Origin of the sequence: Pedobacter alluvionis, assembly GCF_003664035.1 — a bacterium.
GTDB classification, from domain to species: domain Bacteria; phylum Bacteroidota; class Bacteroidia; order Sphingobacteriales; family Sphingobacteriaceae; genus Pedobacter; species Pedobacter alluvionis.
This window is the reverse complement of sequence record NZ_RCCK01000010.1, coordinates 464,501-487,077: the sequence shown is the minus strand read 5'-3', so window position 1 is coordinate 487,077 and position 22,577 is coordinate 464,501. Positions and strand designations below refer to the sequence as shown.

The 22,577-nt window shown below is 38.4% G+C and carries 19 protein-coding genes; 5 read left to right on the top strand and 14 right to left on the bottom strand.

Annotation, left to right across the window (positions count from 1 at the left end):
- Nucleotides 1–13: 13 nt before the first annotated feature.
- The 7 genes from murD to mraZ form a co-directional block, all read right to left on the bottom strand.
- Nucleotides 14–1,402: a UDP-N-acetylmuramoyl-L-alanine--D-glutamate ligase gene (murD, locus tag BCL90_RS02145; protein ID WP_121282307.1), complete on the bottom strand. Its 1,389-nt coding sequence runs from the start codon at nt 1,400–1,402 to the stop codon at nt 14–16.
- Nucleotides 1,403–1,552: 150 nt separating this feature from the next.
- Nucleotides 1,553–2,800, bottom strand: a complete 1,248-nt coding sequence (mraY, locus tag BCL90_RS02140) for a phospho-N-acetylmuramoyl-pentapeptide-transferase (RefSeq protein ID WP_121282306.1) — start codon at nt 2,798–2,800, stop codon at nt 1,553–1,555.
- Nucleotides 2,800–4,257 carry a UDP-N-acetylmuramoyl-L-alanyl-D-glutamate--2,6-diaminopimelate ligase gene (locus BCL90_RS02135; protein ID WP_121282305.1) on the bottom strand — a complete coding sequence of 486 codons (1,458 nt, stop codon included), beginning with the start codon at nt 4,255–4,257 and terminating at the stop codon, nt 2,800–2,802. Before BCL90_RS02135 ends, mraY begins: the two co-directional genes overlap by 1 nt.
- A gap of 76 nt (nt 4,258–4,333) precedes the next feature.
- Entirely contained in the window at nt 4,334–6,436 is a 2,103-nt protein-coding gene (locus BCL90_RS02130; protein WP_121282304.1) for a penicillin-binding protein, read from the bottom strand.
- Nucleotides 6,426–6,848, bottom strand: coding sequence for an FtsL-like putative cell division protein (locus tag BCL90_RS02125; protein WP_121282303.1), 423 nt, complete (start codon nt 6,846–6,848; stop codon nt 6,426–6,428). Before BCL90_RS02125 ends, BCL90_RS02130 begins: the two co-directional genes overlap by 11 nt.
- Nucleotides 6,845–7,750, bottom strand: a complete 906-nt coding sequence (rsmH, locus tag BCL90_RS02120; RefSeq protein WP_121283426.1) for a 16S rRNA (cytosine(1402)-N(4))-methyltransferase RsmH — start codon at nt 7,748–7,750, stop codon at nt 6,845–6,847. The genes BCL90_RS02125 and rsmH overlap by 4 nt, the downstream gene beginning before the upstream one ends.
- Nucleotides 7,740–8,207: a division/cell wall cluster transcriptional repressor MraZ gene (gene mraZ / locus BCL90_RS02115; protein ID WP_121282302.1), complete on the bottom strand. Its 468-nt coding sequence runs from the start codon at nt 8,205–8,207 to the stop codon at nt 7,740–7,742. Before mraZ ends, rsmH begins: the two co-directional genes overlap by 11 nt.
- Nucleotides 8,208–8,706: 499 nt before the next feature.
- Between mraZ and BCL90_RS02110 the strand changes: the two genes are divergently transcribed.
- From BCL90_RS02110 to BCL90_RS02095, 4 genes are all read left to right on the top strand, one after another.
- Entirely contained in the window at nt 8,707–10,278 is a 1,572-nt protein-coding gene (locus BCL90_RS02110; RefSeq protein WP_121282301.1) for a PepSY-associated TM helix domain-containing protein, read from the top strand.
- Nucleotides 10,279–10,361: 83 nt separating this feature from the next.
- A complete protein-coding gene (locus BCL90_RS02105) occupies nt 10,362–10,559 on the top strand; it encodes a hypothetical protein (protein WP_121282300.1) in 198 nt (65 codons plus the stop codon).
- A gap of 480 nt (nt 10,560–11,039) precedes the next feature.
- Nucleotides 11,040–14,186, top strand: coding sequence for a SusC/RagA family TonB-linked outer membrane protein (locus tag BCL90_RS02100; protein WP_208529831.1), 3,147 nt, complete (start codon nt 11,040–11,042; stop codon nt 14,184–14,186).
- Nucleotides 14,187–14,198: 12 nt separating this feature from the next.
- The gene (locus BCL90_RS02095; protein ID WP_121282299.1) at nt 14,199–15,776 is read left to right on the top strand and encodes a SusD/RagB family nutrient-binding outer membrane lipoprotein; all 1,578 of its coding nucleotides are present in this window, start codon (nt 14,199–14,201) and stop codon (nt 15,774–15,776) included.
- Between the two features lie 79 nt (nt 15,777–15,855).
- Here BCL90_RS02095 and BCL90_RS02090 read toward each other — a convergent pair whose 3' ends face one another.
- Together BCL90_RS02090 and BCL90_RS02085 are read right to left on the bottom strand one after the other, a co-directional pair.
- Nucleotides 15,856–17,049, bottom strand: a complete 1,194-nt coding sequence (locus tag BCL90_RS02090; protein ID WP_121282298.1) for a phosphoglycerate kinase — start codon at nt 17,047–17,049, stop codon at nt 15,856–15,858.
- 6 nt (nt 17,050–17,055) lie between these two features.
- Entirely contained in the window at nt 17,056–17,493 is a 438-nt protein-coding gene (locus tag BCL90_RS02085; RefSeq protein ID WP_121282297.1) for a GNAT family N-acetyltransferase, read from the bottom strand.
- Between the two features lie 249 nt (nt 17,494–17,742).
- On the opposite strand from BCL90_RS02085, the gene BCL90_RS02080 reads away from it, so the two are divergent.
- On the top strand, nt 17,743–18,144 hold the full coding sequence (locus BCL90_RS02080) for a DoxX family protein (RefSeq protein ID WP_121282296.1): 402 nt from the start codon (nt 17,743–17,745) through the stop codon (nt 18,142–18,144).
- Here BCL90_RS02080 and gap read toward each other — a convergent pair.
- The 5 genes from gap to BCL90_RS02055 all read right to left on the bottom strand — a co-directional run bounded on the left by gap (nt 18,134) and on the right by BCL90_RS02055 (nt 22,559).
- The gene (gap, locus tag BCL90_RS02075) at nt 18,134–19,129 is read right to left on the bottom strand and encodes a type I glyceraldehyde-3-phosphate dehydrogenase (protein ID WP_208529830.1); all 996 of its coding nucleotides are present in this window, start codon (nt 19,127–19,129) and stop codon (nt 18,134–18,136) included. The two genes, BCL90_RS02080 and gap, sit on opposite strands and share 11 nt — an antisense overlap.
- Nucleotides 19,130–19,271: 142 nt before the next feature.
- Nucleotides 19,272–20,351 carry an MraY family glycosyltransferase gene (locus BCL90_RS02070; RefSeq protein WP_244095035.1) on the bottom strand — a complete coding sequence of 360 codons (1,080 nt, stop codon included), beginning with the start codon at nt 20,349–20,351 and terminating at the stop codon, nt 19,272–19,274.
- 254 nt (nt 20,352–20,605) lie between these two features.
- On the bottom strand, nt 20,606–21,346 hold the full coding sequence (locus BCL90_RS02065) for a glycosyltransferase family 2 protein (protein ID WP_121282294.1): 741 nt from the start codon (nt 21,344–21,346) through the stop codon (nt 20,606–20,608).
- Nucleotides 21,347–21,456: 110 nt separating this feature from the next.
- Nucleotides 21,457–21,864: a hypothetical protein gene (locus tag BCL90_RS25380; RefSeq protein ID WP_134380529.1), complete on the bottom strand. Its 408-nt coding sequence runs from the start codon at nt 21,862–21,864 to the stop codon at nt 21,457–21,459.
- Nucleotides 21,865–22,052: 188 nt separating this feature from the next.
- The gene (locus BCL90_RS02055; RefSeq protein ID WP_121282292.1) at nt 22,053–22,559 is read right to left on the bottom strand and encodes a hypothetical protein; all 507 of its coding nucleotides are present in this window, start codon (nt 22,557–22,559) and stop codon (nt 22,053–22,055) included.
- Nucleotides 22,560–22,577: the final 18 nt, after the last annotated feature.

Below are 22,577 nucleotides of genomic sequence, written 5' to 3'. Positions count from 1 at the left end.
ATTGTACCTCCTATTATAATTCTCTAACTGCCGCTTTAAACTGGTTACCGCGGTCTTCGTAATTTTTAAACAAGTCAAAACTTGCACATGCAGGTGATAACAATACTGCGTCGCCACGTTTAGCCAGGTGAAAGGCAATCTGCGCTGCTTCATCAGCCGAAAAAGTATTTACAATTACTTCTACATCATCTTCAAAAGCATCGTGGATACGTTTGTTGTCCTTACCCAAACAAACGATAGCCTTAACCTTACTTTTAACCAGGTCTTTAAGCATATTGTAATCGTTTCCTTTATCAACACCACCCATAATCAGCACTACATCACTAGTCATACTTTCTAAAGCATACCATGTAGAGTTTACATTCGTGGCTTTACTATCGTTAATAAAATCGATCCCCGAAATTTTGGCCACATGCTCTAACCTGTGCTCAATATTTTTGAAATTGCCCATGCTCTCGCGGATGGTCTCATTTCTTAATTCTAAAACTTTAGACACAATGCCTGAGGCCATAGAATTGTAAATGTTGTGCTTGCCCTGTAAGGCTAAATCTGAAATAGACATGGTTAGTTGGTTATTTGGTTCTGTAAGGATATGTATCGTATTTTTTTCTAAATAAGCACCAATCGCTACTTTTTTAGTAATAGAAAAAGGAAAGGCTTTTGCTATCGGCTTAATCAGCGTAATGGCTTTCAGGCTCTCTTCGTCATCTGCACAATAGATGAAAACATCAGCTGCAGTTTGGTTTTGAACAATGCGCATTTTAGATGCAGCATAATTCTCCAGTTTATAATCGTACCGATCTAAATGATCTGGGGTGATGTTGAGCAAAACCGCGATATCGGCTTTAAATTCGAACATATCATCAAGCATAAAGCTCGAGATTTCCAATACATAATATTCGTAATCTTCTGTAGCCACCTGTGCGGCAAAACTCTGTCCGATGTTACCGGCCAAGCCTACATTTAACCCGGCATTTTTTAAGATGTGATAGGTTAACAGGCTCGTGGTTGATTTACCATTGGAACCTGTAATGCAGATGGTTTTAGCATGGGTATATCTTTTAGCAAATTCAATCTCTGAAATCACCGGAATACCTTGAGCTACCAGCTTTTTAACAATTGGCGCCGTAGACGGAATACCCGGACTTTTAATTACTTCCGTCGCATTCAGAATTAATTCTTCAGTATGCTTTTCAGATTCAAATGGTACGCCAAGCTTTTCTAATGCGGCTTTATATTTATCAGTAATTACACCGTAATCGGAAACAAATACCTCGAAACCTTTGGCCTGAGCCAATTTTGCGGCACCTACCCCACTTTCACCGGCACCAAGAATAACCACACGGCCCTGCCCGGTCATTGCTGACTTAGTATTGCTTGATGTGATGTTATTCGTGCTCATTTTTTATTTTTTTCTAGTATTAAGTAACTGGTATCAAGCATCGAGACAGGAATACCTCCACACTTTAACTTTTTTTTATTTTTCTCTCTTTTATCTTTTAGTCTTTCAGCTTTTCCCCTCAACCTTCAAACCCTCTACTTCAACCTCAACCTACCTCAGTTTCAATGTTACAATGGTCATAATTGCAAGCATGATTCCTATAATCCAGAAGCGGGTTACAATTTTGGCTTCGTGGTATCCTTTTTTCTGGTAATGGTGATGCAAAGGCGACATCAGGAAAATCCTGCGTCCTTCTCCAAATTTCTTCTTGGTATATTTAAAGTAGGAAACCTGCATAATTACCGATACCAGTTCTACCAGGAATATTCCACATAAAATCGGAATCAAAAGTTCTTTACGGATCATGAGTGCAAATGCGGCAATAATACCACCAATAGCCAAACTTCCGGTATCACCCATAAAAATCTGGGCAGGGTAAGAATTGTACCAAAGAAAACCTACGCATGCACCAACAAAGGCTCCGGCAAAAATCATCAGCTCTGCCGAATTGGGAATGTACATGATGTTGAGGTAATCGGCCATGATCGTATTACCTGAAACATAAGCAAGAATCCCAAGTGTAATGCCTATTACAGCAGAAGTACCCGTAGCAAGACCATCAATACCATCGGTAATATTAGCCCCATTTGAAACCGCTGTAATAATAAATACGGTAAAGATCAGAAATATGATAAACGCATATTTCTGATAATCGCCACCTAAAAACTTCAATACCTTGGCATAATCGAACTCATTGTTCTTATAAAAAGGCATATTTGTTTTTGAAGATTTTACATCCTGGGTATAATAAAAGGTTTCTCCTTTCTGGCGCAATACCATCGGAACCGTAGAAGTGTTTTTAACATTATCCTGCACGGTTTCTCTTACCACAATATTAGGGTGAAAATACATGGTTGTACCTACAATTAAGCCCAAACCTACCTGGCCGACTACTTTAAAGCGACCAGCTAAACCTTCCTTATTTTTTTTGAATACTTTGATATAATCATCCAAAAACCCGATTGCACCCATCCAAATGGTGGTGATAATCATCAGGATGACGTAGATATTGGAAATATTGGCAAATAACAAGGTCGGAATAAGAATACCCAGCAAAATAATGATACCACCCATAGTTGGCGTACCTTGTTTTTGCATCTGTCCTTCTAATCCTAAATTTCTTACCGTTTCTCCAACTTGTTTTTTATGCAGGTAATCTATCAACCTGCGGCCATAAACGGTAGTAATGATCAACGATAAAATAATAGAGATAGATGCACGAAAAGTGATGTATTGAAACAACCTTAAACCGGGTATATCATAATGCTTATGCAGGTATTCGAATAATAAATATAACATTAGCTGATTGGTTTTAATTGTTCAAGTAAAATTTCTTTATCATCAAAATGGTCCCTTACGCCATTAATTTCCTGGTATTTCTCATGTCCTTTACCCGCAACAAGAATAATATCTCCCGGTTGCGCTAAATGACAGGCTGTTTTTATCGCTTCTCTTCTATCTAAAATGGATAAGGTTTTACGTTGATTGGTTGGCGAAACCCCAGCTTCCATATCGTTAATTATAGTCTGGGCATCTTCTGTTCGTGGATTATCTGAAGTTAGAATCACCTTGTCACTCCAATCGCAGGCCACCTGGGCCATAATCGGGCGTTTTGTTTTGTCGCGATCTCCACCGCAACCGATTACGGTAATTACCTGTTCGGTTCCTTTGCGGATATTGGCAATGGTACTCAACACATTCTGAACGGCATCTGGCGTATGGGCATAATCTACAATACCAATAATCTTATCGGCAGAAGTGATATAATCAAACCTTCCTTCAGCACCTGATAAACGGCTCAACAAGGTCAATACTTTTAGTTTATCCTGTTCCAGCAAAATTGCGGTTCCGTAAACAGCGAGTAAGTTATACGCATTAAAAGAGCCTACCAGTTTGAAGTAAACATCTTCATTATCGATATCCAGGTGTAAGCCACTGAACTGATTTTCAATTATTTTCGCTTTGAAATCAGCCAGTTGTTTAAGGGCATAGGTTTTTTTATGTGCTTTGGTATTTTGCAGCATCACCATACCGTTTTTATCGTCGATATTGGTCAATGCAAATGCCGATTTAGGCAGCATATCAAAAAATGCCTTTTTAGCTTTCAGATAAGCATCAAAAGTTTTATGAAAATCTAAATGATCGTGTGTTAAATTCGAAAATACCCCACCAGAAAAAGTTAATCCTTCGATCCGGTGTTGTGATACTGCATGCGAACTCACTTCCATAAAGCAAAAATCGCAGCCTGCATTTACCATATCCCTTAAAAGTTGGTTTAAGGCAATAGGATTCGGTGTAGTGTGCGTGGCAGGCACTACAGTATCGTTAATATAATTCTCTACTGTTGATAAAAGCCCGGTTTTATAACCCAGATCTTTAAATAATTTAAAAAGAAGGGTAGCGATGGTGGTTTTTCCGTTTGTTCCGGTAATACCAATCAGTTTTAAATCTGCTGAAGGATTTCCAAAATAATTACCAGCAATGATCCCTAAAGCAACTGATGTATTTTCTACTTTAATATAAGTAACCGTAAAGTCCTGGATTTCCGGCAAATTCTCGCAGATGATCACACCTGCACCTTGCTGAATGGTTTGCTCAATAAATTGGTGTCCATCAGCCAAAGTCCCTACTATTGCAAAAAAGATATCATCTTTACCTACCTTACGCGAATCGAAATTCAGTGCACTGATTTCCCTATCGGTTTTACCAGCCAATTCTTTAATCGTTACGCCGTAAAGTAAATCTTGTAATTGCATTTTTTTATTTTTTTTAGTATTAAGTAGTGAGTATCGAGTAGCAAGACCTTAAACCCTATACCTTTTACCTTACACCTTAATTCAACTCTATTTGTACGCCTAATCCCTTGCCCACCTTTGTACCAGCAGCTATAGACTGGCTGATCACTTTGCCTGATCCAAAAACTTTGGTCTTTAAACCAGCGTTACCTAAAAGGTACAATGCATCTTTAAGGCCCATCCCCGACACGTTTGGCATTACACCTTTACGCTCGCTATTTTCCTGGAAAATTGTTCCTGCACTGGTATCAATAATATTGTAATACTCAGATTTTGAAGCAAAAAGTGGCTTAAATCCGAATGCTTTATATACTTTCTGAGTCGCTTTACTCTGTCCGGCCTTTGTTGGCGGTGTTCCGGTATTACCAACCAGGCGCGTAGGTACATCATTGTACATCTGCATATCGCTGGCGTAAATACGGTCGGCGATTTCCCTGAAAACCGGGCCTGAAACTGTAGCACCATAATAAGCACCTTTAGGATCATTGATTACGACGATCAAAGAATACTTAGGTTTATCTGCCGGAAAATAGCCCACAAAAGAAGCCTGATATTGTTTATTGGCTTTATATCCCTTATTCGCATCAGCCACCTGGGCAGTACCTGTTTTACCCGCAATCGGATATAATGGATTGTAAACAACCTGCTTTCCACTGCCTTCAGTCACTACCCCTTCAAGCATTTTTTTGATTTTGCTCAAGGTAACATCCGAACATATTTTATCGTTAATTACCCTTGCTTTAAACTGCTCGATCGGATTACCCAGCCTTCTGATCTCTTTCACAAAAATTGGCGCTACCATTTTACCATTGTTAGCCACCGCATTATACATGGTAAGCATTTTTAATGGCGTTAATTGCATCTCATAACCATAAGCCATTTGAGGAAGGGTCATATTTTTATTCCAGCTTTTGTTTGTTTTAGGATTTTTAACCACCGGCATTGCCTCGCCAGGAATCTGTAAGTCCATTTTTTGGTTCAGATGCCAATCATATAAGTGATCAGTAAATTTTATCGGATCGTTGCCATAATGCATATTGATCAGCTTTGCAATTGCAGCATTAGAAGACGTTTCAAAAGCTTTTTTTGCAGTGACTGTCTCAATTTTCGGGTGCGAATCCGTAATCAGCTTCCCAGGGATCTGATAGTAACCTGTCCCGATCATTGTATTGGTATCTATCAGCTTATCTTCTAAAAGCGCCATGTAAGAGGCCAGTTTAAAAGTTGAGCCCGGATCCTGGTTACCGGCAATAGCATAATTAAATTTTTCTTTGTACACACCTTCTTCCACTTTAGAGAAATTGGCTACCGCACGGATTTCGCCCGTTGCCACTTCCATCAATATCACTGTACCATGATCGGCCTGCGATTTAATTAGTTGTTTTTCTAAAGCACTTTGTGCCAGATCCTGCATGTTTACATCAATAGTAGAGATAATATCAGCACCATCTTTTGGCGCTACTTCAGCCTCTTCGTTTACCGGGATATAAACACCGCCTGCAATACGCTGCATCAACCTTTTTCCGGTTTCACCATTGATATATTCTTTATACGCCCCCTCTAAACCTACACCATTAGCTACATTTTCGTTTTTATAACCGATTGTACGGGCAGCTAAAGCCTGAAAAGGAAGAATCCGCTTGTTCTGTTGAACAGCGATTAAACCGCCACTGAACTTACCAATATTATATAAAGGAAAAGTTCTGATGGTTTTAAGATCAGCATAACCTACTTTACGGTGGATCAACAAATAACGCGCACTATCCTGACGGCCCTTACGCAGATAACGAGCATATTCTTTGGCCGTTTTATCCTGAAAAATCTGCGATAATTTATATCCCAGCGAATCTACTTTTTCATTAAATACTTTATCATCAGTTATGCCACCGGCAAACATATCCATACGCAATTCATATTCCGGTATCGAAGTAGCCAGCAAACTGCCATCGTTAGAATAAATATTCCCACGGGTAGCTTCCACATTTACATATCGTGTAGAAAGACTATCCGCCATAGCTTTCCATTTTTTTCCTTGCACATACTGCACCTGACCGAGGCGTAAAAACACCGCGAAAGCAAAAAGCACAATTAAGCCAAATGCCAGATATACACGAAGCAAGATGTTTGCTCTAATATTCATCGCTTTTAACAATTATTTTTTTTGGTGGTTCAATCAGTTCTTTTATACCAAGGGTATCTACCTTTTTAGCAACCTCCGTCAATTTACTCTTGAACATCAGGTCGGCTTTAAGGGATTTATACTCCCATCTTAATTCTTTTACTTCTTTATTTAATTTATCAATACGGCGCACATTGTTTACCGCAAAATGGCTATTAGCAATATAAATCATTCCCAAAAGGGCCAGAAAACACAAATAAGGCAAAGCATCAGTTGCCGCCTCTTTACTTACTAATCCATCATTAAAAAGCTTGCTGATAAATGAATTGCTATCCATTTTTTCCTCAGCAGTTTTTGGCCTTTTAGGCACGGCTTTTAATTCTGGTTCAGGCCCAACCTCTTCCTCTTCTATCTCTTCCCTAAACCTGTTCATATCTTTTCTGCAATTCTAAGTTTCGCACTGCGGGCCCTATTGTTTTGCGCAATCTCCGCATCAGTAGCAATTATCGCTTTGCGTGTAATTACATTAAATGGCTTTTGCTGATTTCCGAAGAAATCTTTTTCTACCTCTCCCTGAAATTTCCCTTTCGCCATAAAGTTTTTAACCGGCCTGTCTTCTAAAGAATGATATGACATCACCACCAAATGACCACCCGGCTTCAGCACATCAGCAGCCTGCATCAAAAAATCTTCAAGCACCTGAATTTCTGCATTCACTTCTATACGCAGCGCCTGAAAAACTTGTGCTAAATACTTATTTTCTTTTCCCTTTGGGATATAACCGGCAATAGCTGATTTCAAACTGTCGATATCAGTAAAAGACTGCTCTAAACGCGAAGTCACAATAGCGCGCGCTAAAGATTTCGCATTTTTAACTTCTCCATAAATTCCAAATATCTTATGCAGCTTATCTTCGGTATAGGTATTCAATATTTCAGCAGCCGTTAAATCGCGGTGCTGATCCATACGCATATCCAGATCTGCATTATGACGGATGGAAAAACCACGTTGCGGCACATCAAACTGATGAGAGGAAACGCCAAGATCTGCCAGAATACCATCAACCTGCTTAAAACCTTTTAAACGGAGGTTATTTTTCAGAAAACCGAAGTTCTGGTCGATAAAAATAAAACGATCATCAGCAGGAACATTTGCCTGAGCATCAGGATCCTGATCAAAAGCAATTAATCTTCCTTTTGGACCGAGATGTTTCAAAATCTCTTTCGAATGACCACCGCCACCAAAGGTTACATCAACATAAACCCCATCAGGCTTAATATTCAAGCCATCAATACACGGCTGCAACATTACGGGTACATGATAATTATTCGACATCAGCCCCTCCTTTCTTTCCACCCATTACCTGCTCGGCAAGGTTTGCAAAATTCTCAGGTACATCATCAAAAATATCTTCGTAAGATTTTTTGTCCCAAACCTCGATACGATCTAACTGACAAGCCAATACAAGATCACTCCCTATACCCGCATAATCAACCAGCGATTTTGGCAAAAGCACACGACCAGCTGCATCAAGCGAAAGCTCGGTTGCACCCCTGGTAAACGAACGGATAAATTCTCTGTTGTTTTTTTCGTAGATGTTCAGTTTGCTTAAATCGGTAACGATAGCATCCCAAACTTTCTTTGGATAGATCACCAGGTTTTTCTCAAAACCACGGTTAATAATTAACCCTTCTTTCTCAGAATCAGGCAATTGTTTCTTAAGCGCAGCAGGCACCATAAGGCGGCCCTTTGCGTCAAGTTTACAATCGAATTCTCCTAAAAGTTGGGTCATAGTGGTATCTACACTTTTTATCAAGTGTAAAAGTAAATAGTTCTACCACTTTTTACCACTTTTTACCACAAAAAAGTTTTCCACATCTTTTTTGTTACAATAATGGTCAGCCAATATAGTTAGAATAAGCTTACCAGCACAATCAAAAAGCCATTAACAACTGATAATAAGCAGGTTAAAAATACATTATTTAAAAGTGTCAGGTCCGCCCAATTTTCAGCATAAAACTTAAATAGCTTTAAAATTGAGTGGCTTAATACCTTATATTATGGTATAATATTCCTCAATTATCGCGTCTCAAAGATCACTACTCACGCCAAATTAAAGAATGCCTGTCCTGGAAAATAAAGCAAACTAAAAATTGGGCGGTTGTCTGCTAATATCTCCATCCCAATATCTTATTTAGACTTATTAAATATAATTTGCACAATACCAATTAAAACGATTTCTTTGTGGTATAAACCAAAATAACTTTTGCAAAGCTGTAAAACGCTCAAAAATGAAATCAGAACAGAATTCTAAAAAACTAAACTGGGCAAAACACCAAAAAAGGTGGTTTGGTAAATGGCATCTTTATATTGGCATTATTGCCGGGGCAATTGTTGCTTTTATAGGCATTACAGGAAGCATACTTGTTTTTCAGGACGAGATTGACCGGGCTTTGAATCCAGATCTGTTTGAGGTAATTGCGCAAAAGCAAAAAATGCCGGTGGAAGAGATTGTGCCACTCATAAAAAAGAACTATCCCAGGCTAAAAATCGATTACCTGATGCTAAATAACTTCAAGAACCCCAATGAAGCTTATAGCGTAATCAATTTAAAAAGTAATGAAGAAACTTTTATTAATCCCTATACCGGAAAAATAGGTGGTAAAAGAATACATACCAGTTCTTTCATCCATGTGGTTACTGAACTGCACCGGACACTGCTAATTCCGGTTGCCGGACGATATATCTGCGGACTGGCTTCTCTCTGCCTTTTAATTCTGACGATCTCGGGTCTGCGTTTATGGATTCCGAAGAAATGGAAACAATTAAAATCGGCACTTACAGTAAGATTTAGCGGATCATTTAAACGCCAAAACTATGATTGGCACAATTCACTGGGTTTTTACTCCTCGCCTATTGTAGCAATATTGAGCCTTACTGGTTTCTCAATCACTTTTTCTACGCTTGTTATTCCGCTGTTATTTTTGCTTAGCGGAAAATCGCCGCAGGGTGTTGCCCAACTCCTGGGTGCTAAATCAGCATGGCATGCAGAAGCTACCCCATTGCCACTTACAGCTATTGTTCATGCAGCCAAGGAAAAAATGCCAAATGCTTACATTGGCGGTATTGCCTTCCCGGCAGATAAAATGGGAGCATATCGCCTCGACATGCTGAGTGGAAATCTTCCAAGGGTTGGAAAACGGGAAATGTTGATTGTAGATCAATACACAGGCAAAACATTATTAAACAGCCGCAAGGATTTCCCCAATGTCGGTAATGCTTACCTCAGCTGGTTAACACCTATCCACTACGGAAGCTTCGGTGGCAGGCCTACACAAATTATCGCCCTTATTGCCGGTCTAATGCCGCTTGCGCTTTTTATTACAGGTTTTATAATCTGGTGGCCACGTTACAGGAAACAAAAGAGAGGCAAAAAGGGTAAAACAAATGAAGCAGCTTTAGATGAGACATCAGGAACTCCGGTAACTGAAAAAGAATTAAAACCAGCGAAAGTTAAAATGCCCCTTCCTAAATTGGGCAGCTATTTCCTGATCCAGTTTAAATCAGGATTAAAATATGCCATGATTATCCTATTAATCAGTTTTATTATGGGGGCACTCTATGGCCTTCCCTCGGGAATCATTATCCAGCCGGCCATTTTCGTTGTGGCGTTTAGCTGTGTGATGGTCTGTTTAAATTTCATCTGCGCCTTGTTATCTGAAATATTCAATATCCTGTTTTTATTTCCATTTAAAAAAGGCAGCCATAAGTTAACACGATATTTTGCGTTATCAACGGCTTTTTTGGTATGTTATTTAGCTGTTTATATGGTACTGCTTAATACCGGCTTAGAAGTGTTCTAGTATGAACGCTTAGGCATTCTCTTGCAGTCAGTTGGTAACAGCTGACTGCACCCACGGCTGAAAATACTTTTTGGCTATTTCGCATGTATAAAGTCTTTCAGTTGCTTTTCGAACTTGCCACTGGAGTAAGCTTCATCACTATTGATAATTTGGCACTGCTTTTATCTGACGTAACATTTAACCAAAGTACAGGAAACCTTGGTTCTGGTAGCGGTTATTTTCGCTACAGTTTAAGCCTTATAGTTTTAATGTTGCCGGCTTTCCGTTTACCTCAACAGTAATGTCCCATCAGCCGATAAAACTCTTTGGGCTCAGCAAGTAAATAAATGCGATCAATTCTGTAGTTGCAGCAAATGTTTTGGCAGGTATACCTGCAATAAGCAGGCAACGTAAACCAACCATTTTTTTCTTGTGGATGTAGTTAACTTATTAAGCAGTTAAATACATTTGGGCAGCTAAAAATTCTCTTTGATTAATTGAATTGTAACAATATTTTTATAAATTACAGCGACAAAATTAAATATCGTCGTACAAACCTAAAAGTAAACAACCTAAAACTTGAACATTTAAACACTTAACAATACAGAACTAAAACTAAACTATTCAAATTTCACACCTCCTAACTAATCATAGTTAAGAGTTCGTAAAACGTTTTATGTTTTTTATTCAATAGTGCTAAAAAATCATTTGTTGCGGTTTCAATGCCTAAGGCTCGACATTTAATAGAGTAAACTAAAACTAAACTAACAAATTGTATGAAAATGAGTAACATTTATTCCGCTATCAATGCGCTAGAAATCAAAACTCCTAGCGTAACCAGAGGCCTGCGGAACCTAGCACTCGTAGCTGTAGCTGGTCTTTGCTTACAAAATGCAGCCAGGGGTGAAGGTACTGTAAGAAACAAAAACATCATTCCAATGGTAAACATTCCAAAAAGTATTAGCGTCAAACTCGCTAAGACGATCAATGGATTAGTAACTGATGAGACTGGGCTTCCACTCCCTGGTGCAACTGTGGTGGCTAAGGGAACCAGCGCTAAAACACTTACAGGAAATGACGGTAAGTTTGTGCTAAACATTCCTGATGAGGCCACAATTTTGGTGATTTCGTATGTCGGCATGGATTCGCAAGAGATAAACATTAGTAATTTAACTAATGTAATAGTAAAGCTAAAACCTTCCGGCAATGCAAACTTAACAGAGGTGGTAGTTACCGCTTTAGGTGTAAAACGCGAGAAAAGAGCACTTACCTTTGCTGCTCAGCAACTCTCTGGCCCAGAATTAACGAAAGCCGGTAGTCCCAATTTCATGGAAGCTTTAAGTGGCAAGGCTGCAGGTGTTGATGTGGGAATCAGTAACTCTGGTGTAGGGGGCTCAACAAAAACAGTATTAAGGGGTTCTAAATCAATTGCGGGAAACAGCGAAGCTCTTTTTGTAATTGATGGGGTTCCTGTAGTAAATAACAAAGGCGGGCAGCCGGGATCTTACGGAGGCACTGATGCAGGTGATGGTTTATCAGCGCTAAATCAGGATGATTTTGAATCAGTTACTATTTTAAGGGGCGCAAACGGAGCCATTTTATATGGCAGTCAGGGTGCAAATGGTGTGATTTTAATTAACACAAAAAAAGGTCAAAATGGCAAAATCTCAATTGCTTTAAATTCTATAACCAATTTCAGCAGTGCTGCTACATTACCGGAATTTCAGTTCAGTTATGGAGCTGAAGCCGGAAATGATAGGAGTTGGTCTAAAACCAAAGGAAATTACCAGAGTAATTATATTGATGATTTTTTTCAGACCGGTGTGAATACGATTAATTCGGTATCTGTATCTGGCGGGAATGAAAGAACAACCACTTATTTTTCATACGGTAACAATTATGCAACAGGTATTGTACCAACCAGCACTTACAACAAGCATAATGTTACGTTAAGTCAGGAAACAAAATTATTTGATGACAAACTTACTTTAAGCGGTAATGTGAGATTTTCTTACGAAAAGTCGAAGAACCGCCCTGGTGCGGGTTATTACAACAACCCAATAACAGGGTTATATCTATTTGCACGGGAAAGAAATTTTGATGATTACAAAAACAATTATCAAATTTTTGATGCTACTAGAAACCTGTTTAAGCAAAATTGGTATTCCAGTGAAGAAAAACAAAACAACCCATACTGGGAATTGTATAACGACCCAAAACTTTCTACCAGCAACAGGGTAATTGCTACAGCAAAAGCATCATACGCATTTTTACCACATTTTAAGTTTGATGTACGTGGTAACATTGATTATAATGACAGACTATTAGATTATCGTTATGCTGCAGGCGGAAACTCGGTAAGCGTAAGTTCTAATGGCACCTGGAATTATACCAAATATAATGACAAGGCCTTATATGGTGATGCCATTTTAAGCTATGATAATACTTTTGGTAAATTAAGCTTGAACAGTGTATTGGGCGCAAGTATTCAGGATTATACTTTTAACGATGGGATGACTTTTGGAAACGGTACAGTGCCGCTTCAGTACCCAAACTTTTTCAGTTTTGCAAACCTGCCATATAATCTGGTTATTAACCAAACTTACAGCAGAGTTCAGAAACAAGGCTTATTCGCCAATGCTTCATTGGGCTTTAAAGATATGATCTATGTTGATTTGGCTGGCCGAAACGACTATGCTTCTACACTAGCTACTACCGGAAATGACTCCTATTTTTACTATTCAGCTGGTTTATCGGCGATCATTAGCCAAATGGTAACCATGCCTAAAGAAATCAATTTCTTAAAGTTAAGGGCATCTACATCGCAGGTAGGTAACGAGGTACCTTATAACATTGTAAACCCTGGTAATACTATAGGCGGTGCAGGCGGACCAGATGGCATAGGTGGTATTAACAGAAATACACAAACGCCATTTGCAACATTGGTACCCGAAAAAATAATCAGTAATGAGATTGGTTTAGAAGGTCGTTTTCTAAATGATAGGTTAAGTTTTGATTTTACTTACTATAAAAACACCAGTACGAATCAATTTTTATCTTTAACAGCTCCTTCTGGTTCTGGTTATACTTTTTATTATGTAAATGCAGGTAAGGTAGCGAACCAAGGTTTTGAGTTAACATTTGGTGGAGATCCTGTAAAAAATGATGACTTTAAATGGAACTCAACACTTAATTTATCGCGCAATAGAAATAAGATCGTAGAACTTATCGCCGAAAACCCTGAATACCAGGTAGGCAGTAACGATGAAGGGTTTAATTCAATCATTAAATCCGGAGGCTCTTTTAACGATTTGTATATTTTTAAGCTTGCCCGAAATGCAGCTGGCCAAATCATATTGGATGCCGATGGAAAACCTACCAGAACAGCAACACAAGAATATGTTGGAAATTTAAATCCTGATTTGATAACGGGCTGGAATAACACCTTTACATACAAAAACCTAAGTTTAAGTGCATTGGTATCGGCTAAGTTTGGTGGTGTTGCCTTTTCTAAAACCGAAGCCTTCTTAGACGCATACGGGGTAAGTAAAAGAACAGGCGATATTCGCGATGCTGGTACAACCATGCCTATTAATGCCATTAAAGGTAATACACCAGTTACATCAATCGATCCGGTAGATTACTACAACGTGATAGGTGACCGAAATGGAATTATGGAACCTTATGTGTTCTCACGTACTAATGTTCGTTTAGCACAAATATCATTAGCCTACAATATACCAATAAAAGGTTCTGCTATTAAATCTGCATCTGTTTCGTTAATTGGCCGTAACTTGTTCTTCTTCTACAAAAAAGCTCCATTTGATCCTGAGCAAGCAATGAGTACGAACAATAGTAATCAGGCAAATGACGTGTTTGCAGTTCCTGCTACACGTTCTTACGGTTTTAATCTTAAGTTGAACTTTTAATATATTAAAGTAATGAAAAAATTATGTTTAATGGTGCTTGCCTTGATTTTATTCAACTCCTGCACCAAAAATTTCGAAGAGATCAATACAAATCCCAATCAGATCACAGATAAGTTATTAGAGCAGGATTTCAATTTAGTGGGTTCTTCTTTTTCAGTAATGTTATTTAACCTGATGGGTCATCAAATTGAAGAAGATTTATGCTATGATAACTGGATGGGTTATATGGGTACACCAACTCCTTATGTTGGGAATGTAAATAATACAACCTATTACCTGCGCTGGATTGATGCCTATTGGAACCGGATATATGGTAGCGTAATGTCTCCATCAAAACAGGTTATTGAGCTTGCTGTTGAAAAAAAATTACCCTTATTTGGCGATTGGGCTAAACTGGTTAGGATATTGGCGATATCTAAACTAACAGCTATACATGGCCCGGTAATTTACGCTAACTATGGAACTTCAGGTTTAGGTGCAATTAAATACGATAAAGAGTCTGATTTATATAATAATATGTTTACCCAGTTAGATCAGATTGAAACCAACTTGAAAGCAAACAGCACTTACACTGGCTTTACCAAATTTGATCCTAGTTATAAAGGCGACATCGCTTTATGGTTAAAATTGCTTAATTCAGTACGCTTCCGATTGGCCATGCGTTTGGTTAAGGTTAGTCCTACAATTGCCAAAACACAGGGCGAGAAAGCTTTAGCCGATGCTGCTGGATTGATTAGCACCAATGCCGAAAATTTTCTTTTGCCTTTAAATGGCAATGTTATGCCGGTTTCTATGATTAGTTTTGATTGGAACGACACGCGCATGGGCGCAACAATGGAATCATTTATGGTTGGTTTAAAAGATGGCCGCGTGGCTAAATATTTTAATGAAGTGAGCGATGCATCATTGGTTACTGATCACCCTTCATATAAGTATAAAGGTATCCGCAGCGGAGCATTTATAAATGCCAAAGATGATAGAGTTCCATATTCTACCGTGAGTACGGATTTCAAATCAGTACAAAAACGGAGAGGCTTCACCGCATCGGAAATTGCCTTTTTAAAAGCCGAAGCAGCATTAAGGGGTTGGGCAGGTGCTGGCGATGCCAAAACCAACTATGAAAATGGAGTACGCCTCTCCTTTGCCGATTGGGGAGCAGCAGGGGTAGATGCCTACCTGATTGATGCTACAAGCAAACCAATAAACTATATCGACCCAAAGGATAGCAGAAATAATTTCACCGCACTTTCTACCATTACTGTAGCCTGGAATGAAGGCGATTCGAATGAATTGAAACTGGAAAAAATTATTACACAAAAATACCTGGCCACTTTTACCAATACATTAGAGGCCTGGGTTGATTTTAGAAGAACAGGTTATCCTAAAATTCCACATGTTGCAAAAAATGACAGTAACCCGGATTGGGGAATTATAACAGCCGATCAATGGATAAAGCGACTGGTATTTGTACCTGCAGAAAGAACCGGAAATGCTTCAGCTGTTGCAGAGGCTTCGACATTTTTAAGCTCGGGTAAAGACGACATCGCCTCACGCTTATGGTGGGATACAAGCACGGTAAGTAATTTCTAAACTTTTTAATAATTAACAAAAAAGGCCTTGCAGAATTAATTCTGCAAGGCCTTTTCTTTTCAATATGAAAATTTATCGTTTATCCATTAATGGCTTTAACCCCCGGCAATTCTTTACCTTCCATATATTCTAATAAAGCACCACCGCCTGTAGAAACATAACTTACCTCGTCTTCCATTCCGAATTTTGCAATGGCCGCGGCAGAATCACCACCACCAATTAATGAGAATGCGCCATTATTTTTAGTAGCCGCCACAACTGCTTCTGCTACAGCTTTAGTCCCTACCTGGAAACTTTCCATTTCGAAAACGCCCATCGGACCATTCCATAATAAAGTTTTGGAGTTTTTGATTACCTCCTGGAACAACTCAACTGATTTCGGGCCGATATCTAATCCCATCCAGTCTGCAGGAATCTGCCCCGAGGTTACATCTTTTTTATCAGCATCATTTGCAAATTTATCTGCAATTACCGTATCCACAGGTAAAATCAGGTTTACACCTTTTGCTTTCGCTTTTTCAATCAGTTCTAAAGAAAGTTCTTGTTTATCAGCTTCCAATAAGGAGGTACCAATTTCTCCACCTTGTGCTTTCGCAAAAGTGTAAGCCATACCGCCACCAATAATCAGATTATCTACCTTATCTAATAATTTCTCAATTAAGAGAATTTTATCAGATACTTTAGCGCCACCCATAATTGCTGTAAAAGGTCTTTCTGCGTGGTTCAGAATTTTCTCTGCATTTTCCACTTCCGATGCCATTAAATAACCGAAGTATTTTGCATCCGGGAAAAACCGGGCAATAATTGAAGTTGAGGCATGTGCACGGTGAGCAGTACCAAAGGCATCGTTTACATAAACGTCGCCTAATTTTGATAATTTCTCTGCAAAGGCTACATCACCTTTTTCTTCTTCTTTGTAAAAACGAAGGTTTTCTAATAATAAAACTTCACCCGCTTTTAAATCAGCAGCCTGTTTAACTGCACTTTCGCCAATACAATCGTCAGCAAACTTAACTTCTACACCAACAAGAGCAGATAAATCAGATAAGATGTGTTTTAAAGAATATTTATCTGTAGGGCCGTCTTTTGGGCGACCTAAGTGAGACATTAAAATAACAGCGCCGCCATCTTTTAAAATTTTGCTGATGGTTGGTAATGCAGCCCTGATTCTTTTATCGTCGGTAATTTTAAATTCATCATCCAAAGGCACGTTAAAATCTACCCTGATTAATGCTTTTTTATCTTTAAAGTCAAACTGGTCAATGGTGTTCATGTTTAATTATTTTTGATTTAAATTTAATTTCATTTCGTAATGGAAACCGATGCCTGGGATATCAAATTCCGGCGATTCGGTAGTAAAACCGATTTTTTTGTAAAAAGCCGCAGCTGTTGAGCGGGCGTTACACCATAAATAATCGGTATTGTATTCTTTCAGGTAATCAATGGCAAAAGTAACGAGTGCAGCACCATAACCTTGCCCGCTTGAATCGGGATGTGTAGCCATGCCCCTAAGCTGATAGCCCTCCCCTTCTTCCGGAAAAAAATCGTTACGCATAAATGTGGCAATAGATTTTATTTCACCATCTTTTAAAAAACCCAGGTGAAAGGTATCGTAAGCCAGGTCGCCATCGAAAACACATGCTTCAAATGGTTTGCCATTACGTAAAACCAGGCTTCTTAAAGGTAGAACTTCTTCCGGGAGAATAAATTTGACCATACTTTTTTTATCAATTAGCTTATGCCTGATCTCAGGATATTGCTATAGAGTGCGCCGCAAACGTTTGCAAAGTTAATAAAGCAATTGAAACCCGATAATAATAATAGCCATAAAGTGCTAACATTTTGGATATAGAACCGATCTGATCAAACGGTTATCATTTAAAACAAGGATAAAATGTACATATTATCAAACAGACCTTCCAGTTTCTTGTTGATAATTATAGGATAGTGAATTAAAGCAGATAACGTGAAAGAAGAAAACATCAAAACAGCAGCTAGAATATTACTTGGCGCAGGTTTAATTACTGCCGGAATCGGTCATCTGACCTTTGCGCGCAAACCTTTCCAGGCACAGGTACCTGATTGGGTGCCTTTGAAAAAAGACGATACCGTTGTTTATTCTGGTTTAGTTGAAATTGCATTGGGTACCGCATTAGTGCTTGCCCCGAAAAAACACGAAGCTTTAATAGGCAAAATTGCCGCAGGATTATTTGTTGGCGTATTCCCCGGGAATATTTCACAGTACACCCATAAACGCAGCGCCTTTGGGCTTAATACTGATAGTAAACGTTTTTTACGCCTGTTTTTTCAACCGGTATTGGTTTATTGGGCATTAAAATCAACGCAGAAAAGAAAGCTTATTTCGTAGGTAAGGCATCGATTTTTCTGACCACATCGATTAAACGGCTGCTGTAACCGTATTCATTATCGTACCAGCCAACAACCTTAACCAGATCGCCTACAATTGAGGTTAACAGCGAATCGAATATACACGAATGTGGATTATCAATAATATCGATCGACACAATCGGATCTTCAGTATACTCAATAAGGCCTTTCAATTCATTTTCGGCAGCGTATTTGAAAGCCGAATTAATTTCTTCGATGGTTGTTTTCTTCTTTAACAGACAGGTAAAATCGGTTAAAGATCCGTTTAAAACAGGAACCCTGATTCCTGCACCACCCAAACGCCCATCCAATTCGGGAAAAATATGCGTAATGGCTTTTGCTGCACCAGTTGTAGTTGGGATAATGGAAGATGAAGCTGCCCTTGCCCTACGCAGATCCTTATGGTTTGCATCATGCAGATTCTGATCGCCCGTCATGGAATGGATGGTGGTAATATAACCTTCTTCAACACCCCAATTATCGTTTAAAATCTTAATCATGGGCGCAATATTATTGGTTGTACAACTCGCATTTGATAGTACAGTACTTGTTAAATCAATATGATCATCGTTTACCCCCAATACCACCATTGGAATATCATCGGCTGCCGGAGCGGAAATTAATACTTGTTTTGCACCTGATGCAATATGTTTTTCGGCTGATGATTTTGTGAGGTTTCTGCCCGTGCAATCAATGACCAAGTCAACACGCAATGCAGACCATGGCAGCTTATCAGCTGATGCAATAGTAAAAACCGGAATCAAAAGGTTATCAATCACCAGTGCATCTGGCTTTGCCGAAACGTTCCCTGCAAAAACACCATGAACACTATCATACTTAAACAAATGCGCCATTGTTTTCGCATCTGCAAGATCGTTAATGGCCACCACTTCAAAGCCTTCAGCCAGTGCCAGGCGTAAAAATGTTCTTCCTATTCTACCAAAACCATTTATTGCCAGCCTCATGATATAAAATTAGAGCGCAAAATTAGTGTTTATTTATTAAAGCAAAGACCTGATTATATAAGATGATGAAAATGCAGTATAGCAGTTTTAAATTACGCACTGAGAGGCAAAAATTAAGAGTACAAAATAGTTAAAATAGAATTTATTTCTTCTTCTTAAGGAAGAGACTTAGTGTTAGTAAACTATTAAATACAATACAGATACCAATAATGATCAGGATTAAAACAAAATTTCCAAGGTTCTGCAATACAAGGGTAGCAGCAAGAACAAATATGTTAAGGCCAAGTGCAGAAATTACAATCCAGTTTGTTCTGATGCCCATATTTTCCAGACGGTGGTGGATATGGTTACGGTCGCCCTTAAAGGGAGAATGACCTTTTAATATCCGTACCGTAAATACCCTTAAAGAATCAAATATCGGCACAATCAGGATGGCAACAGCTATTGCCGGGGCTGAATAAAAAGCCGGTTTATTCTCGCCTGTAAACTTATTTAGTTCGATAAACTTAATAGCCAATGCTGCAGAAATAAGTCCAATAATCAAGGCTCCTGTATCGCCCATAAATATTTTTGCAGGAAACCAGTTGTACTTTAAAAAGCCTGCTATAGCACCTGCCAATGCAAAGGCGATAAATGCATAAGGTACCTGCCCCATCGAAGAAAACAAAATACCGAAAACCAGGCTTGTTAAAATGCCTATTCCACCTGCCAATCCATCTATGCCATCTATTAAGTTGAATGCATTGTTCAGGAAGATAATGAGCGCGATGGAAAAAAGGCTTCCCCATAGAGGGGCCATATCTCCTATGCCCAACACACCGTACAAACTTGTTAGACGGAAAGCTCCAAAAAACACAAGGATAAAGGCGACCACGATCTGCAAAATAAATTTTGTACTGGTATTGGTGCCATGAACATCGTCTTTTAGGCCAAGTGCTGACAACACAATACACGATGCAATTAAAAAATTGGCCTCTTTAAAATTAATAATAGCAGAAAAAAGCAAAATACTAACTGTAAAGCTACCAATAATAGCCAAGCCACCTAAACGTGAAATATTACGTTTATGGTTTTTACGGTAAAGGTCGTTCTTATCAAAAAGGCCATACTTTAAAGATGTATAAATCACACTCGGAATACTGATTATCACGATGGAAAAGGCCAGAATAAATATGGCTATGTAGAAATAATTAGTGTTGCTATTCAGTATATTTTCAAACAAAGCGGGATAACTTAGTAATACAAATATAAGCAATGTACGCTTAAAAAACGGCTATTATAATTCTTTAACATGATATAAATCAAATGAGATGTAGGATTTATATCATGTTATTTGCTGGCCAGACAACAGATCACCCGATAATCAGCAGAAATTTTATTAAGTTTAAGTTCTCCTGTCATTTATATTGATTTTTATGAAATAAATTAAGCTTCAGAATAACTATTCCACATTTATGATCCAACTTATATAAAAGATTAAAATTGATTGAGTTTACTCAGTTTTTTCCTGACCACTACAAAAAGCGGATACGGTACGCGATTTCTTTTCAGGGCCTTATAATCATTCGCAAAGGCAGAGATCCTGCTCATTAAAGATTGATTGCTTACGCCTCCTGTGCGCATATTAACCATTAAAACAGGCAAATAAGCTGCCTCAATTTTATGAGTATAAAAGTAACGTAATATTAACTCGTAATCGGCTGCAGTGCCTAAATTCAAAGCATAATATCCATTTTTTTCAAACAACGCCCTTTTCAAATACAGCGTGGGGTGTGCGGGCATCCATCCTTTTTTAATATCTTCAAATGTGTTCTGGTATGATTTCCAGGTCCTGATCACTTTATGCGTTACAGGATGAATGTAATTGAGGTCACCATAAAGTCCATCTATTTTCGGCAGGCTGGTAAAGGTTTTGGCTACAGATGTCAGTACATCAGGACTGGCAAACAGGTCATCGGCATTTAAAATCCCAATTACCTCTCCGGTTGCGCGCTGAATCCCTTTATTGATTGCATCATATAAGCCATTATCTTTTTCTGAAATAAAATAATCAATGGCAGAATGGTTTTTTTGAATAATATCCAGTGTACTGTCTGTCGATCCGCCATCAATCACTATATATTCTATATCAGAATAGGTTTGTGCCATTATTGAATTAAAACACTCCTGCAAAAAGGTTTCTCCGTTATAAACAACTGTGATGAGCGATATTTTCATTGTGACCAAATCAGGATTCTTCGGCTTTCTTAAAAGTAAAAACTGCGTAAAGATAAAGAATAGCTTTACATCTGCCGAATGGTTTCCTATCTATCCGGAGCAAAGATGATTTATAGTCTATTTCTTCTTTTGATGAATACCATACCAAATAGGCCTGCCATTGCGCTTACAATCCAGAAGTGGCTGTCCAGATCGCATTGTACCATTGTAAATGTACCTTGTGAACCATACCTGAATGAACCTAACAAACATACCTTGAGACCTAATGCATCCACGCCTAACGTTCCGTCGCAAATAACACAAGAAGATCCTGTACTGCTTGGAGTCCAACTACAATAGTTAGCAGATAAAGGTGTTGAAGGAGAATTATTATATAATTGAGAAGAGCCTAATACTTCAAGCGAATTAGAAGTATAAACCCTGTTATAATAAGGCACTAAGCAACCTGTTGCTGAACCTTGGGCATAAATATCAAAAGAAATTACGATAAGTATTACTAAAAAACAAAAGCCTCTCATGCATCATTTTAATGGTGATACACGAATTTACTATGGTTCTAAACTAAAAATGCCGTTCGTTTTGTTCAATAATCCGAAGGCTATTATCGGCTAAGGAGATGTAGTAAAGCACTTGCTTTACTACAAGAGAAATATTTTAATTTCTTAGATAATTTAATATTGCAGCTACCCAATAGTAGTTTAACACATTACTTTACTTCAGAAGTAAGATCAAAAAAACCAACTCCATGCTTCCTGATATAAAAAAAGCCCCCACCACCCATCAATACCAATAGGATAACAGCATAATTATCGATAGGCAATGAATTGGTACCGCAATATGTAGGATTGTGCACACTATAAGTTGCTAAGTCACCTTGTAGATAACTTCCGCCACTGGAAACAAAACAAACCTCTCCAACCTGATGATATTCACCAAATTTACTATTAATAACGCCACAATGATATCCATCAGCCTGGGTATCATTGTATATTTCATAATTACTGGAATTGTTATTATAAATATGATATAAACCATTACTGGTATTATTGTTTGGCCCCCAATTATACGGATTACCATCTTTACTATAAGAGAAATACAATTTGGCTGGATAGCCTTGAATTACACAACCATAGTTGCGACCTGGATCTGATGCAAAAGTTTTTAACGAAATGATTAAAAAAAGTAAGAACGGGATATAAAAATTCTGTTTCAATTTATAAATGGTTAACTT